13 protein-coding genes are annotated in these 14,912 nt (G+C 72.7%); 3 read left to right on the forward strand and 10 right to left on the reverse strand.

Annotation, left to right across the window (positions count from 1 at the left end; genetic code table 11):
- Window positions 1–55: 55 nt before the first annotated feature.
- The 3 genes from gatC to ligA form a co-directional block, all read right to left on the reverse strand.
- Window positions 56–361: an Asp-tRNA(Asn)/Glu-tRNA(Gln) amidotransferase subunit GatC gene (gatC, locus tag OH804_RS21745; RefSeq protein WP_091393256.1), complete on the reverse strand. Its 306-nt coding sequence runs from the start codon at window positions 359–361 to the stop codon at window positions 56–58.
- 145 nt (window positions 362–506) lie between these two features.
- Window positions 507–3,149 (reverse strand): putative bifunctional diguanylate cyclase/phosphodiesterase, encoded by a 2,643-nt coding sequence (locus tag OH804_RS21750; RefSeq protein ID WP_406059148.1) that lies wholly within the window; start codon window positions 3,147–3,149, stop codon window positions 507–509.
- A 155-nt stretch (window positions 3,150–3,304) separates the two neighbouring features.
- On the reverse strand, window positions 3,305–5,440 hold the full coding sequence (gene ligA / locus OH804_RS21755; protein WP_406059150.1) for an NAD-dependent DNA ligase LigA: 2,136 nt from the start codon (window positions 5,438–5,440) through the stop codon (window positions 3,305–3,307).
- Between the two features lie 578 nt (window positions 5,441–6,018).
- On the opposite strand from ligA, the gene OH804_RS21760 reads away from it, so the two are divergent.
- Window positions 6,019–6,555 carry a type II toxin-antitoxin system PemK/MazF family toxin gene (locus OH804_RS21760; RefSeq protein WP_406059152.1) on the forward strand — a complete coding sequence of 179 codons (537 nt, stop codon included), beginning with the start codon at window positions 6,019–6,021 and terminating at the stop codon, window positions 6,553–6,555.
- Between the two features lie 204 nt (window positions 6,556–6,759).
- Here the strand turns inward: OH804_RS21760 and OH804_RS21765 are convergent, their stop codons facing one another.
- The 7 genes from OH804_RS21765 to OH804_RS21795 form a co-directional block, all read right to left on the reverse strand.
- Window positions 6,760–7,770, reverse strand: coding sequence for an ADP-ribosylglycohydrolase family protein (locus OH804_RS21765; protein ID WP_406066619.1), 1,011 nt, complete (start codon window positions 7,768–7,770; stop codon window positions 6,760–6,762).
- A gap of 81 nt (window positions 7,771–7,851) precedes the next feature.
- Complete coding sequence (locus tag OH804_RS21770) at window positions 7,852–8,217, reverse strand: VOC family protein (RefSeq protein ID WP_406059154.1); 366 nt, start codon at window positions 8,215–8,217, stop codon at window positions 7,852–7,854.
- A gap of 36 nt (window positions 8,218–8,253) precedes the next feature.
- Window positions 8,254–9,258 (reverse strand): methionine synthase, encoded by a 1,005-nt coding sequence (locus tag OH804_RS21775; RefSeq protein ID WP_406059156.1) that lies wholly within the window; start codon window positions 9,256–9,258, stop codon window positions 8,254–8,256.
- A 37-nt stretch (window positions 9,259–9,295) separates the two neighbouring features.
- Window positions 9,296–10,369: a tRNA 2-thiouridine(34) synthase MnmA gene (gene mnmA / locus OH804_RS21780; RefSeq protein WP_406059158.1), complete on the reverse strand. Its 1,074-nt coding sequence runs from the start codon at window positions 10,367–10,369 to the stop codon at window positions 9,296–9,298.
- A 178-nt stretch (window positions 10,370–10,547) separates the two neighbouring features.
- Window positions 10,548–11,723 carry a cysteine desulfurase family protein gene (locus tag OH804_RS21785; RefSeq protein ID WP_196921429.1) on the reverse strand — a complete coding sequence of 392 codons (1,176 nt, stop codon included), beginning with the start codon at window positions 11,721–11,723 and terminating at the stop codon, window positions 10,548–10,550.
- A 104-nt stretch (window positions 11,724–11,827) separates the two neighbouring features.
- Complete coding sequence (locus OH804_RS21790) at window positions 11,828–12,481, reverse strand: class F sortase (RefSeq protein ID WP_196921428.1); 654 nt, start codon at window positions 12,479–12,481, stop codon at window positions 11,828–11,830.
- Window positions 12,478–13,308 carry a DUF4397 domain-containing protein gene (locus OH804_RS21795; RefSeq protein ID WP_406059160.1) on the reverse strand — a complete coding sequence of 277 codons (831 nt, stop codon included), beginning with the start codon at window positions 13,306–13,308 and terminating at the stop codon, window positions 12,478–12,480. The genes OH804_RS21790 and OH804_RS21795 overlap by 4 nt, the downstream gene beginning before the upstream one ends.
- Before the next feature lie 230 nt (window positions 13,309–13,538).
- Here OH804_RS21795 and OH804_RS21800 point away from each other — a divergent pair, with 230 nt between their 5' ends.
- Complete coding sequence (locus tag OH804_RS21800; RefSeq protein ID WP_196921426.1) at window positions 13,539–14,141, forward strand: RNA polymerase sigma factor; 603 nt, start codon at window positions 13,539–13,541, stop codon at window positions 14,139–14,141.
- Window positions 14,095–14,904 carry an anti-sigma factor gene (locus OH804_RS21805; protein WP_406059162.1) on the forward strand — a complete coding sequence of 270 codons (810 nt, stop codon included), beginning with the start codon at window positions 14,095–14,097 and terminating at the stop codon, window positions 14,902–14,904. Before OH804_RS21800 ends, OH804_RS21805 begins: the two co-directional genes overlap by 47 nt.
- Window positions 14,905–14,912: the final 8 nt, after the last annotated feature.

Here is a 14,912-nt window from a genome sequence, read left to right on the forward strand (position 1 = left end):
GCGACGCCATGAGGCACCACGGCGCTGCACTGCTGATTCGCTCGCTGGCGCTCGCTCATGAGGCCACATCCTCGGTCAGGATCCGCGGTACGCGGAACCGCTGGTCCTCGGCGTCGGGCGCGCCCGACAGCGCTTCCTCCGGGGTCAGGCACGGCGTGACGACGTCCTCGCGGAAGATGTTGGTCAGCGGCACCGAGTGCGAGGTCGGCGGGATGTCCGCGGCGGCGACCTCGCCGACCTGGGCGACCGCCTGGAGGATCACGTCGAGCTGGCCGGCGAACGTGTCCAGCTCCTCCTCGGTGACGGCGAGCCGCGACAGGCGCGCCAGGTGCGCGACCTCCTCGCGGGAGATGGCGGCCATCCGTGCCCCCTTCTGAATTCCTGCTGGTCGGGCGGTGTGCCGGCCGCGCGACAGGTGGAGCGTGACACGCGGTGACCGGAGCGAGTCTATTGTTCCGCTCCGGTGCCGCGTCCCCGACTCCCCCTCTGGCGGCCCTCGTACCGGGTCAGCGGGTGGGGCGGCGGGCGACATCCGGCTGTGGGAGACCGCCGGTCGGGCGGACCGGCCGGTACCGGGCCAGCCAGGTGACCAACTCCTCGGCCGGCATCGGCCGGGCGTAGAACCAGCCCTGAGCGGCATCGCAGCCGGCGGCGTGCAGCATCCGCCAGGTCCGCTCGTCCTCGACACCCTCGGCGACCACCCGCAGCCCCAGCGCGCCGGCCAGCTCGATCATCGACCGGACGATCGCCGCGTCGTCTGCGTCTTCGGCCATGCCGAGGACGAACGACCGGTCCACCTTCACCTCGGACAGCGGCAGGCGGCGCAGGTGCTGGAGGGAGGAGTAACCGGTGCCGAAGTCGTCCAGCGCGATGGCAACCCCGATCCGGTGCAGTCGGGAGATGGTGGCCAGCACCCGGCGCGGGTCGGCCATCAACGCGCCTTCGGTGATCTCGACCTGTAGCCGTTCGGCCGGCACCCCGTAGCGGGCCAGCCGGTCGGCGATCTGGTCGGCGATCTCACCGGTGTGCAGGTCGCGCACGCTCACGTTCAGGGCCGCGCGCAGGCCGATGCCGGCCGCCGACCACTTGGCGAGTTGCTCCACCACGTCGTCGACGACGCGTCGGGTGAGCAGCCGCATCACGGCGCTCTGCTCGGCGACCCGGATGAGTTCCTCCGGGTCGACCATGCCCCGCCGGGGGTGCCGCCACCGCAGCAGCGCCTCGACGCCGACCACCTCGCCGGTCGCGATGGCGATCTGCGGCTGGTAGTACATGGTGATCTCGCCGGCGTCGTCGGCCGGCTCGTCGTCCGCGTGCGCCCACCCGGTCGGTTCCAGGGACTGCCCGGGCGTACCCGGCCCGACGTCCCGCCGCGCCCCGGTGCGGCCCCTGCCCGCCGCGCTCGCGTTCGGGGACCGCCGACCGTTCCCACCCCCGGCGCGCCGCTCCCGGGCGGAACGGGTGCCGGCGACCGTGGCACGGGCGTTCCGCCCCCGGATCGGGTCAGCTCCGGTGGCGATCCGGTTGATCAGCTCATCAGGGTGCGCCAACTCGGCGTCGGTGCGCCGACGACGTGCCCACCACCGACCAGCTCCCGGCGGTGCCGTGGCGACCGTCGGCGCCGGGTCCGCCGCTGGCGCGGGGCGGCCCGGCGCTGCGGTGGGCAGCGCGGCACCGTCACCGCCGCGCACCTCCGCCGACGCGACGAGGGGTACGTCGACAGTCCGCTCGGCGTCGCTCGGCACGCCGTGCCGGCCGTTCCCATCCGGCTGCGCGACCGCACCCTCGCTCTGCCCCTGACCTGCCGGCTCGGCGTCGGCATCGAGTGGCACCTCGGACGATGGGCTGACCTCCAGGACGCGGCGCAGGTCGGCGAGGAGGCCGAGCCGCTCGGCGGAGTTGTGGTCGGACTCCGGGGCGTACACGGCCACCGTGTCGTTGCGGTGCTTGGCGTCGTACATCGCCACGTCCGCGTGGCGCATCAGGGTGGCGAAGTCCTCGCCGTGCTCCGGGAAGAGGGCGATCCCGATCGACCCGCCCACGTCCAACGGCAGCCCGTCGAGCGGCACCGGCTCGGCCAGCGCCTCGACCACCCGGTCGGCCAACTCCCGCGCCTGGCCGACGTCGGTCAGCCCGGTCATCACGATGGCGAACTCGTCACCGCCGAGCCGGGCGATCATCTGTGGTCGGGGCTGCACGTCGGTGAGCCGGGCACTGACCTCGACCAGCAGCCGGTCGCCCACGGCGTGCCCGAGGGCGTCGTTGACGTTCTTGAAGCGGTCCAGGTCGATCAGCAGCAGCGCCAGCTGCCCGTAGGGTTCACCCCGGGCGGTCCGCTCGGCATGCAGGTGCACCTGCTCGGCCACCTCGGCCAGCAGGGCCTTGCGGTTGGGCAGCCCGGTCAGCGGGTCGGCGGCGGCGAGGTGCTGCTGTTCGTTCGTCAACCGCGCCATCCGGTAGACCGCGAAGAGCGGCACCAGCACCAGCGGGATCAGCGCGGCACTGACCCGGGCCGCGGCGACCAGCACCGGGGCGAGCAGCAGCAGTGAGCCGGTGGAGAGCAGTTCGAAGCCGAGGCCCTGGCGGACGGTGGGCCACCAGCGATCCCCGAAACGCAGCCGCACCGCCCAGCTGACCAACCCGTAGTTGACGACGAACCAGGCCAGCGCGGCGCCGCCGACGGCGGCCACGTCCGTCCAGTGCAACCTCCCGCCGGAGAAGATGGTGCCCGAGCCGAGCTGGATCACCCCGTACGCGGCGGCGAGGGCGCACGCGTACTGCCCGACGTTGAAGGCCGTGCGCCAGGCGGCGTGCCGCATCCGCCAGCCGGACACGACCACTCCGACCGCCTGCACCACCACCGCCGGGCCGAGACCCCAGCCGAGCAGGATCGCGAAGGTGAAGCAGGTGGACGGGAACACCGCCGACGTCTGCCGGCGCCCCGGTGGCACGAACGGGCGGGCGTCGCAGATCACGGCGAGCGCGGCCATCGTCCAGAACGCCACCGGCAACTCGGACAACTCACCGGGGAGAGTCGCGAGTGGAACGGCAGCGGTCAGCGCGGCGACCGCCAGGATGCCGGCGACGAAGGCGGCGAACGGTGCGACCCGTCCCGCAGGAAGCGAGTTGCGTGGGTCGGCGACCTCCACCACACCTCCCGACCGACCATCGGCGTGCCGGTGCGCGCCGTGACCCAATGAAACGCCCTCGGCCCCCAGTTTCCCGGTATGACAGTCACGAATCGGTCGTAGTCGTAATTAAGTTGGTATACGCGGCCAGTCGCCGTGCCCGGCCGCCGGTGGGGTCAGCCGCCCAGCTGGGCGACCTCCCGGGCGGCGTCCGGGCCGGCGTCCAGCAGGAGCCGGAACCCGTCCTCGTCGAGCACCGGCACCTTGAGACTGGCGGCCTTGTCGGCCTTCGACCCGGGGTTGTCCCCCACCACCACGAAGCTCGTCTTCTTGGAGACCGACCCGCTGACCTTGCCGCCCCGGCTCTGCACGGCCTCGGCCGCCTGGTCGCGGGAGAACCCGGCGAGGGTGCCGGTCACCACCACCGTCAACCCCTCCAGCGGGCGCGGCCCTTCGTCGACCGCCTCCTCGGCCATCCGTACGCCGGCCTCGGCCCACTTGCGGACCACCTCGCGGTGCCAGTCCACCGCGAACCACTCCCGGATGCTGGCGGCGATGGTCGGCCCGACCCCGTCGACGGAGGACAGCTCCTCCTCGGTGGCCGCGTCGATGGCGTCCATCGAGCGGAAGTGCCGGGCGAGCGCCTGGGCGGCGGTCGGGCCGACGTGCCGGATGGAGAGCGCCACCAGCACCCGCCACAGGTCCCGTTCCCGGGCGACCGCGAGATTGTCCAGCAACTTGGTGGCGTTGCTGCCCAGGCTGCCGTCCTTGTTGACGAAGAACGGCGAGCGGGACAGCTGCTCGGCGTCGAGGTGGAAGAGGTCGCCCTCGTCGCCGATGATCTCCGCGTCGAGCAGGGCAGCCGCGCCCTTGTAGCCGAGCACCTCGATGTCGAACGCGCCCCGGCCGGCGAGGTGGAACACCCGCTCCCGCAACTGCGCCGGGCAGCTGCGGGAGTTGGGGCAACGGATGTCCACGTCGCCCTCCTTCGACGGGGCGAGCGGGGTGCCGCAGGCGGGGCAACTGGTGGGCATGACGAATGGCCGGGCATCGGCGGGCCGAAGGTCGACCACCGGACCGAGCACTTCGGGAATCACGTCGCCGGCCTTGCGCAGCACCACCGTGTCGCCGATCAGCACGCCCTTGCGCTCCACCTCGCGGGCGTTGTGCAGGGTGGCGAGCGCGACTGTGGAACCGGCCACGCGCACCGGCTCGAGCACGGCGAACGGGGTGACCCGGCCGGTACGCCCCACGTTGACGTCGATGTCGAGCAGCTTGGTGGTGACCTCCTCCGGCGGGTACTTGAAGGCGATCGCCCAGCGCGGGGCACGACTGGTCGACCCGAGCCGGCCCTGGATGGAGACCGGGTCGACCTTGACCACCACGCCGTCGATCTCGTGCTCGACGTCGTGCCGGTGCTCGGCGTAGTAGGCGATGAACTCCGCCACGCCGGCCAGGTCCGGGACGACCCGCCACCGGTCGCTGGTCGGCAACCCCCACGACTTCAGTGCGGCGTACGACTCGGACTGCGCCCTGGGCTGGAACCCACGACGGGCGCCGATGCCGTGCACCACCAGGCGCAGCGGCCGGGTGGCGGTGATCCGTGGATCCTTCTGTCGCAGACTGCCGGCGGCGGCGTTGCGGGGGTTGGCGAAGGGCGCCTTGCCCTGCTCCACCAGGCCGGCGTTGAGATCGGCGAACGCGGCGATCGGGAAGTAGATCTCGCCCCGGACCTCCACCAGCTCGGGAATGTCCGGGAATTCGGCGGACGGGGTGAGCTGGCTGGGCACGTCCCGGATGCTGCGCACGTTGGCGGTGACGTCCTCACCGGTGCGCCCGTCGCCCCGGGTGGCGGCCCGGACCAGCCGGCCGTTCTCGTAGGTCAGGTTGATCGCCAGCCCGTCGACCTTCAGCTCGCACAGGTAGGGCACGGGACCGCCCGCGTCCCGTTCGACACGGTCGGCCCAGGCCGCCAACTCCTCGTCGGCGAAGGCGTTGTCGAGCGAGAGCATCCGTTCGGCGTGGGTGACCGCTGTGAAGTCGGTGGAGAAGGTGCCGCCCACCCGTTGGGTCGGCGAGTCGGGCGTCCGCAGCGCCGGAAACTCCTCCTCCAGTGCCTCCAGCTCGCGCAACTGCCTGTCGAAATCGGCGTCGGGGATGGTCGGCGCGTCCAGCACGTAGTAGCGGTACTGGTGCTCGGTCAACTCCTGGCTGAGCGCGGCATGCCGCTCCCGGGCCTGCGGCGTCGGCTCAGCCCCGGCCGCCGCCTCCTGCGCCGGGCTGACCTGCTGACCGATCTGCTCCTCGGACACACCGCCACCTTCGGACACGCCTGCGACCTCCCTGATCACGCTACTCCGGCACGGTATCGGGCCGGTGGGACAATCCGCCGCCCGCCCGCGCCCGGAGCGACCTCGCCCTCAGCCGCCTGCCCTGATCACTTGATGCTGAGCAGCTCGACACCGGCGCATCAAACAGAGTGACTCTTCGTCAACCCCCCGCCCTGCCCCCCGCCCTGCCCCCTCCGACCATGGAGTAGTGGTGGGCGGCAAAGCGCGCCGATCAGGCCAAAACAGGCACCACAAGTCCATGATCGACGAAGCCGGACCGCCCTCCTCCGTGATCTTGCGTTTCCTGTCGCGACATTAGGTGGCATTCCCCGCATAACGGCGATCGAAAGTGCAAGATCGGCGCGGGCGGGTCCTTCGCCCACCAACCGGGCCGCTGACCCAACGGTTCTGAGCTACTCAGCATCAAGTGATCGAGGGTGACGGTGGGGTGGCTCGGGGCGGCGAGGCAGCTGCGGTGTGGTTGGCGGGCGGCACCGGCGGCGGCGTGCAAGGATCGCCGGACGGTGCGACCGGCGGGTCGCCGGGACGCGGAGGTACGGATGCGCGAGGCACTGCTCTGGGCGGTGGCGATCCTGCTGACCGTGGCCGCTGGCTGGGCGTGGAACAGCTGGCGGCACCGGGTGGCCAACCGGCGTCCGGAAACCCGCCCGAATCGGGGCGGCACCGATGGCCGTCGTCCCGCCCCGCCACGGCCCCGTGGCGCCGAGAGGCCGTCCACCAAACCCCGCTCACGCGACACCGACCGGCACGACGGCACCCCCGCGCCCGGTGAGATCTGGTGGGCCGACGTGCCGTACGCCGACGGCAGCGGGTCGAAGGTGCGCCCGTGTCTGGTGCTGCGGGCCGACTCCCGGGGCGCAGACGTCCTGAAGATCACCAGCCAGGACAAGAGCGACCGGGACGACCACGTCCGCATTCCCACCCGAGACTGGGACCCGGGTGCGGAGCACGACAGTTACCTCAGCCTCACCGAGCCGATCCGACTCAGCTCGGCCGCCTTCGCCGACCACGCCGGCCGCTGCGACGCCGACCTGTGGCGAAAGGTCCGCAGCCTGCGCCACCTCCCCACCTCCTGACCGCCCGCTGGCCACCCTCGACCGCCGCTGACCATCCTCGTGGCCGGCCGCCGACCTTGATCGACTCGCGTTCCTGAAAGTCGCGGTGCCCCAAGGACCCGGACACCCCAACTTTCAGAACCCCGAGTCGATCATGGGGGCCGGGCCGGCCGGGCCGGGCCAGGTCGGTCCCAGCCGCGCCCGGTCGGTCCCAGCCGCGCCCGGTCAGTCCCAGGTCGCGCCGAGCGTGGCGAGTTGGTCCGCGTACTCGATGCGGTCGGCCCACTCGCGCGGCCAGGCGGTCATGCCGACGGCCGCGCCCACGAAGGCGCCGGCCAGGGCGGCGATCGAGTCGGAGTCACCGGCGGTCGTCGCGCCCCGGGCCAACGCCGCGACCGGGTCGTCGGCGTGCCGTACGGCGCAGAGCAGCGCGGTGGCCAGCGCCTCCTCGGCCACCCAGCCCTCGCCGGTGGCCTGACACGGGTCACCGCCGTCGTCCGGCTGCGTCAGGGTGTTCGTCAGTCGGCCCAGCACCGTCAGGCACTCGTCCCAGCCCTGGGCGATGAACTCCTCCGGTGTGCCGGAACCGGCACGCCGCCAGAGGTCGCCCAGCCACCGCTCCCGGTAGACCAGCCGCTGGGACAGTGCCCGCTCGCTGAGCACCGCCGGCAGGTCGGGCAGCGGAACGCCCCCGCGCAGCGCGAAGACGGCGTACGCGGTGAGTTCGCTGGCGGCCAGACCGGTCGGGTGGCCGTGGGTCAGCCCGGCCTGCAACTGGGCCAACCCGGCGAGTGTGTCGAGGTCCACGTCGAGCAACCCGACCGGGGTGACCCGCATGTTGGCCCCGCAGCCCTTCGAGCCGACCACTGTCGCCTCCTGCCAGCGCAGCCCACGGCTCAGCTCGGCGCAGGCGCGCAGGCAGGTCATGCCCGGGGCACGGTTGTTGTCCGGGCTGACCGCCCAGGCCAGGAAGCGTCGCCGCAACAGCGGCTCCACCGCCTCCGGGGTTAACGACGGCGCCTCGTGCAGCGCCCAACCCACCGCCAGCGCCATCTGGGTGTCGTCGGTGACCAGCGCGGGCTCGCCGGACAGCTCACGGGGGCCGGCCGGGCCGTACCGGCGCTCGATCTCGGCGACGGTCAGGAACTCGGTCGGCTTGCCCAGCGCGTCACCGTAGGCGAGGCCGAAGAGCGAACCGGAGGCGCGCAGCGCGGAGGTGTGGATCACGGCGGCCATCATGCCCGGCCGCCGCAACCCACGGCGGGCTCAGGGCGGCCTGGACTCCGCCTCGGCTCGACCGCCCTTATGAAACAGGCCCTAGTCCCAGCAGAGGCAGAACGGATGGCCGGCGGGATCGGCGTAGACCCGGAAGCCCTCGCCCTCGCCGGGCAGCCGCCGAGCCCCCAGCGCGAGCGCCGCCTTCTCGGCGGCCTCGATGTCGTCCACCGTCACGTCGAGGTGGAACTGCTGTGGGCGCTCGGGATCCGGCCAGGCGGGCGGGCGTAGGTTGAGCGACTGCTGGAAGGCGAGGCGCGGCTGGTGACCGGGCGGGCCGCCCAGCACCACCCAGTCGTCGTCGGAGTCGCCCTCGGCGAGCGGCACGCCGAGCAGCTCGGCGTAGAACGCCGCCAACGCCCGCGGATCGGGGCAGTCGATCACCACTGAACGCAGCTGTCCAATCATGTCCGTCATCCTGCCCACCGGGTACGACAGGAAACCTCACGCCTCGGCGAGCCGCCGGCCCGCGTCCCGGCACGCGGCGAGCACCGCCCGCGCGTACTCCGGGGTGGCACCGGCGAGACCGCAGGCCGGGGTGACGACCACCTGCTCGGCGAGCTGCCGACGGGGAAAGCCGAGGCGGTCCCAGACCTGGCGTACCCGGTCGGCGATCTGTGCGGAGGTCGGCGCGGCACCGGCCGACGGCGGCCGGGTCGGCGCGGCCCCGGCAAACAGCCCGAGGCCGGCGTCGATCGCCTCGCCCAGCGGGTCGAGCTTGGTGACGAGGTCCAGGTCGAGGGCGACCGCGACGGCGCCGGTGGAGCGGATCAGCTCCAGCGGCACGTCCGGGGCGCAACAGTGCACAAGCGTCGGTACGCCGACCGCGTCGACGATCGTGCGCAGCAGTGCGGCGGCGTCCACCGACTCGACCGCCCGGTACGCGCCCAGCCCGCTCTCGGTCGGCACCCGCCCGGCCAGCACTGTCGGCAGTGACGGTTCGTCCAGTTGCAGCAGTACCGACGCCCCGGGCAGCCGGCGGGCGACCGCCGCGACGTGCGCGCGCAGCCCTTCGGCGAGGGAGCCGGTGAGGTCGCGGACCGCGCCGGGATCGCGCAACAGTCGGCCACCGATCGGCAGCTCCAGCGAGGCTGCCAGCGTGAGCGGGCCGGCGGCCTGCACCTTGATCGGCCCGGCGTACCCCTCGGCCTGCTCGGCGAGCTGGTCCAGGTCGCGTTCCATCAGGTCACGAGCCCGGCGCAGGTCACGGCCCGGGCGTGGGGCGACCCGCCACCGCCCCGCGTACACCTCGACGGGCAGCTCGACGAGCAGCCCGGCGGATCGGCCGATCATGTCCGCCCCGGGGCCACGGGCCGGCAACTCGGGCAGGTGGGGCAGCTCGGGCAGCTCACCGAGGACCACCCGCTGAGCCTCGCCGATGTCGGTGCCGGGCAGCGAACCAATTCCGGTTGCCGCGCCGGCCGGCCAGGGCCACGCCTGATCTGTCACGGGCGAAGGCTATCCCGCGAACACCCGGGCCGTGCGGTCAGCCGGTGATGGTCGCGGAGCCGAGGACCACGTCGCCGGCCGGGTCCGGTCGGTACGCCACCACTGCCTGACCGGCGGCGACGCCGCGCACCGGTCGGCGCAGCTCGGCGTGCAGCCGGTCACCGTCGAGTGCGACGGTCGCCGGCACCACGTCGCCGTGCGCGCGCAACTGCACCTCGCACTCGACCGGCGCGTCGGGGCGGGCGACGCCGGTCCAGACCGGACGTACGGCGTGCACGTCGGACACCTCCAGCGCCTCGGCCGGGCCGACGGTCACCGTGTTGGTCTTCGGGGTGATGGAGAGCACGTAGCGTGGCCGCCCGTCCGGGGCGGGCCGGTCCAGGTGCAGCCCGCGACGCTGCCCCACCGTGTACGCGTACGCGCCGCTGTGACTGCCGACGACCGCGCCGGTGGCGGCGTCCACCACGTCGCCGGGCGCCTCACCGAGCCGGCCGGCGAGGAAGCCGCGGGTGTCCCCGTCGGCGATGAAACAGATGTCGTGTGAGTCCGGCTTGTCGGCCACGGCAAGGCCACGCTCGGCGGCCTCGGCGCGGACCTGCGCCTTCGTCGAGTCGCCCAGCGGGAAGATCGAGCGGTCCAGCTGTTCGCGGGTGAGCACGGCGAGCACGTACGACTGGTCCTTGGCGAGGTCGACGCTGCGTCGCAGCAGCCCGTCCGCGCCGAGGCGGGCGTGGTGCCCGGTCACCACCGCGTCGAAGCCCAGGGCCACCGCCCGGTCCAGCACCGCCGCGAACTTGATCTTCTCGTTGCAGCGCAGGCAGGGGTTCGGCGTACGGCCGGCGGCGTACTCGGCGACGAAGTCGTCGACCACGTCCTCGTGGAAGCGGTCGGCCATGTCCCACACGTAGAACGGGATGCCGATCACGTCGGCGGCCCGCCGGGCGTCCCGGGAATCCTCCAGCGTGCAGCAGCCGCGCGCGCCGGTCCGATAGGTCTGTGGGTTGCGAGCCAGCGCCAGGTGCACGCCGGTCACGTCGTGCCCGGCCGCCACCGCCCGTGCCGCCGCCACGGCCGAGTCAACCCCACCCGACATCGCCGCCAGAACCCTCACCGACTCACTCCCCTTCCCCGCCCTCACCACAACCCTATCCACCAGCCCCGAAAACCCTCCGAACCCGTGCCCGCCCCGCCCACCCGCCTTCGCGATCTTGCAGTTGCTGTGGCGACATATGCCGCGCATGGCGCGAACCGCCAACCGAAAGTGCAAGATCGCGGGGGCTGGACCCGGGTCAGCGGGGGGTGCGGAGGGCGGCGGCTCGGCGGGCTCGGTCGACAGCCGCCGGGAGGGCCGCGATGAGGGCGTCGATGTCGGCCTGGGTGCTGGTGTGGCCCAGCGTGAAGCGCAGCGAGGAGCGGGCACGGTCGTCGTCGGCGCCCATCGCGAGCAGCACGTGCGAGGGCTGGGCCACCCCGGCCGAGCAGGCGGAGCCGGTCGAGCAGGCGATCCCCTGCGCGTCGAGCAGGAGCAGCAGCGCGTCGCCCTCGCAGCCGGGGAAGGAGAAGTGCGCGTTGCCGGGCAGCCGATCGGTCGGGTCACCGTTGTAGATCACCTCGGGCACCGCCTGACGGACCCGCTCGATCAGATCGTCGCGGAGCGCGGCCACCCGGGCCGCGTACTCCTGCTGGCCCTTCACGGCCGTCTCCACGGCGACCGCGAAGGCGACGATGCCGGCGGTGTCCAGGGTGCCGGAGCGGATGTCGCGTTCCTGGCCGCCGCCGTGCAGCAGCGGCGTGGCCGGCACGTCCCGGGCGAGCAGCAGCGCGCCCACCCCGGTCGGGCCGCCCAACTTGTGCCCGGTGACGGTCAGCGCGGCGACTCCGCTGGCCCCGAAGTCGACCGGCACCTGACCGACCGCCTGGATGGCGTCGGTGTGGAAGGGCACACCGTGTTCGGCGGCGACGGCGGCCAGTTCGGCCACCGGCTGGACCGTGCCCACCTCGTTGTTCGCCCACATCGCGGTGACCACGGCCACCTGGTCGGCGTGCGCGGCCAGCTCGGCGCGCAGGGTCTGCGGGTCGAGTCGACCGACGGCGTCCACCGGCAGCCAGCCGACCTCGGCGCCCTCGTGCTGGGCCAGCCAGTCGACAGCGTCCAGCACCGCGTGGTGCTCGACGGCGCTGGAGACCACCCGGCGGCGGTCGGGCCGGGCTCCCCGGCGGGCCCAGAAGATGCCCTTGACCGCGAGGTTGTCGCTCTCCGTGCCACCACCCGTGAAGATGACCTCAGAGGGCCGGGCGCCCAGCACCGCGGCCACCTGCTCGCGTGACTCTTCGACCCGGCGGCGGGCACGACGGCCCGCCGCATGCAGGGAGGACGCGTTGCCGACCTCGCGGGCGGTAGCGACGTACGCCTCCAGTGCCTCGTCGAGCATCGGAGTCGTCGCCGCGTGATCCAGGTAAGCCATCGTCGTTCAGCGTACGGCCGACACCTTGGGGACCGGATGCCGGAGGGGACCGCACGCAAAGGCCGGGGTGGAACTCCACCCCGGCCCGACGCGCGCGGACCCGGTCAGGCGGGCACCGCGGTGACGACGATGTTGTCGCGGTACTTGCGCGCCTTGGCGTCGAACGGCCCACCACAGGTGATCAGGGTCAGCCGCGGCTTGCCGTCGCGGGCGAAGTACCGGTCCAGCGGGATCTTGGTCTTGGCGTACTCCTCCCGGGCGACGACCCGGTAGCGCCGCGCCTCGCCGTCGCTGCCGGTCGCTGTCAACGTGTCGCCCTGGTCCAGCTCACGCAGCCGGAAGAACGCCCCCTTGCCCTGCGTGGCGCTGTCCACGTGACCGGCGATGACCACCGAGCCGGCCTCCGCCTCCAGGCCGGGGCCGTAGCGGTACCAGCCGATCTGGTCGACGCTCGGCGGCACCTCGAACTCGTTGGTCCGCTCGTTGATGCCGACCGCGTTGACGGTGGCGGTGACGTCGATCTCCGGGATCAGCAGCCGTACCGGCGGGATGATCTTCGGACCGGCGGGCAGCTCACCCGCTGTCACCGGCACCGACGGGACACTGGCGGCGGTCGGTGCGGGGCTGGCCAGCGTGCTCGCCTCCTCGGCCCCCACGGTCCCGGCCGGCTGGTTGGCGCACGCCACCAGTGCGGCGACGGTGAGCGCGGCAACGCCGGCGGCCACTGCCGCCAGCGCGCCGCGGTTGCGCACCGTCACTCGCGGCCGGTCCGTGCGGTCGCCATCCGCACCCCACCACCAAGCAGCAGGAGTACGCCGGCACCGGTGAGCACGTACCACCAGGTGTTCACGCCCGTGCCGGCCTGGCCGCCGTCACCGCTGGGCACGCCACCCGGGGCGGAGTGCAGGCCGGTGATGGTCTGGGCCACCACGTCGAGGGTCTTGCCCTCGGCGGAGCCGATCGCGTAGACGATCGTGGCGGTGCCCTCCTTGAGGTTGAGGTCCGCCGGGCCGATGGCCACGGTGTCGGTGCCGGCCAGCACCACGTCCGCCTTCACGTCGCCCGCGTCGACGTCGCCCTTGGCCTCGTTCGGGTTGGTGAGGTTCTCGAAGACCGGGGTGCCACCGGCGCGGACGTCGACCGCCGGGGCGGCGGCGGTGTGCCGGACGATGAGCCGGGCCTTGCCGGCGTCGACCTTCGAGACGTCGTTCACGAACGGGGTGATCTTCGGCTGGCCGGCGGCGTCGAGGTGGGCCGCGATGCTGATGTTCGCACCGCCCGGCACCGCCGCGTTGTCGACAGTGAGGATCGCGCTGCCGATCGGCTCGCCCGGCTTGGTGAGCGCGATGTCGTAGTCGCCCTCCTCCAGGTTCAGCGGGCCGGCGACGTCGCCGGGCTTGAAGTTCTCCAGCGTCTTCTTTCCGTTGACGTAGACGTCGACGGGGGTGTCCGGGATGCCGTGCACGACGGAGACCTTCGACGTGGCGGCGTACGCCGGGCTGGCGGTGAGGGCACCGACGCCGGCGAAGGCCAGCGCGGCGACCGCGCCGCCCGCGGCGACCCGACGGAAGTACGAGAGCTGCATGTCTGCCTCCTGGTATTTGGTGCTGATTCGTCAGGCCTGGCTTGCAGAACGGGTTACGCCGGCTCTCGGACGGGCGGATGCGCCCCGGAGGCACTTTTCTTTTTCGACCCCGACTGCATCCGGAACGGGGTCGGGGGGCGAAGAGCTGGTGAGATGACATCGACCGGGGAAGTGGGGCGGAGACTGTGGCAGCTACAGTCGGGCATGCCCCATCGAAGGCGAGCCGCCCGATGACGGCGCTACGACAGGAACCGGACCCTCCGGTGGACGACCTCGACCGCAGGTTCCGCGACGGTGACGACGTGGCGCTCCGCGAGGCGTACGACCGCTACGGTCGTGCGGTGCTCCACCTGGCCACGTCCATGCTGGCGAACCGCAGCGACGCCGAGGACGTCACCCAGGCGACGTTCGTCGCCGCCTGGCTGGGTCGCGACACGTTCGACCCGGCCAAGGGGTCGCTGATCGGTTGGTTGCTCGGTATCGGCCGGCGGAAGGTGATCGACCGGATGCGCGCCTCGGCCCGGGAGACCCGGGTGGTGGAGACGGTCCGGCAGCTGCCCGAGCCGGCGCAGACCCAGCCGGACCCGGACCGCGTGGTGGACCGGTTGGTGATCGCCGACGAGCTGGCTCGTCTCCCGGACGACCAGCGACGGATGCTGGAGTTGGCCTTCTACGACGATCTGACACACCAGCAGATAGCCACTGTGACCGGCGTGCCGTTGGGCACCGTGAAGAGTCACATTCGACGCGGCATGGCGAGCTTGAAGCGCAGATGGGAGGTGGACGGTGCAGCACCTGGACCACGACCGGCTGGTATTTCTGGCGCTCGGTGAGAGCGAGGCGGACGACGGGGAGAGCACCCACCTCGGCACCTGCGCGCTCTGCCGCGCGGAGGTGGCGAGCCTTCAACAGGTGGCAGGGCTCGGCACCGAGACGCAGGGCCTGGCCGATCTGCCCGACCCGCCGGAGCACATCTGGCAGGGCATCGAAGCCCAGGTCACGGCCGCGGAGGCCGGGCCGTTGCTGACGGAGACCCGCCGACACCGGGTGCCCGAGCAGGCCGACACCACGACGGCCGAAGCGGCCCCGGGCGCGGTGGCCGAATCGACTGTGACGCGACTGGACCCGACGCGGCGGTCCCGCCGGGGTCGTGGCTGGTCCCGTTGGGCGGCCACCGCGGTGACCGCGGCAGCCGCCGCGGCGGTCGGGGTGGTGGGCACCGTCTCGGTGCTCCGACCGGACGACCCGACGCCCACCCCGAAGCCGGTGGTGGTGGCGAGCGCGCCGCTGGCGGCGTACGGGGCGACACCGCCGACGGCCAAGGGCGACGCCCGGGTTTTCCAGGACGGCCAACTACATCTGCATGTGGCGAATCTCCCGAGCGTCGCGGGGTACTACGAGGTCTGGCTCATCAATCCGACGACGATGGAGATGTTCTCGGTCGGCACCCTGGGTGGCGGCCCGGACGCGCTGCTACCCCTGCCCCCGAACGTCGACCTCAAGAGCTACTCGGTGGTCGACGTCTCCGCCGAGCGGTACGACAACAACACCGACCACTCCGGCGACAGCCTGTTGAGGGGCTCCCTGACGGGCTGATCGGCGGG

It is taken from the genome of Micromonospora sp. NBC_00860 (assembly GCF_045207375.1).
Taxonomy (GTDB): Bacteria; Actinomycetota; Actinomycetes; order Mycobacteriales; family Micromonosporaceae; genus Micromonospora; species Micromonospora vinacea.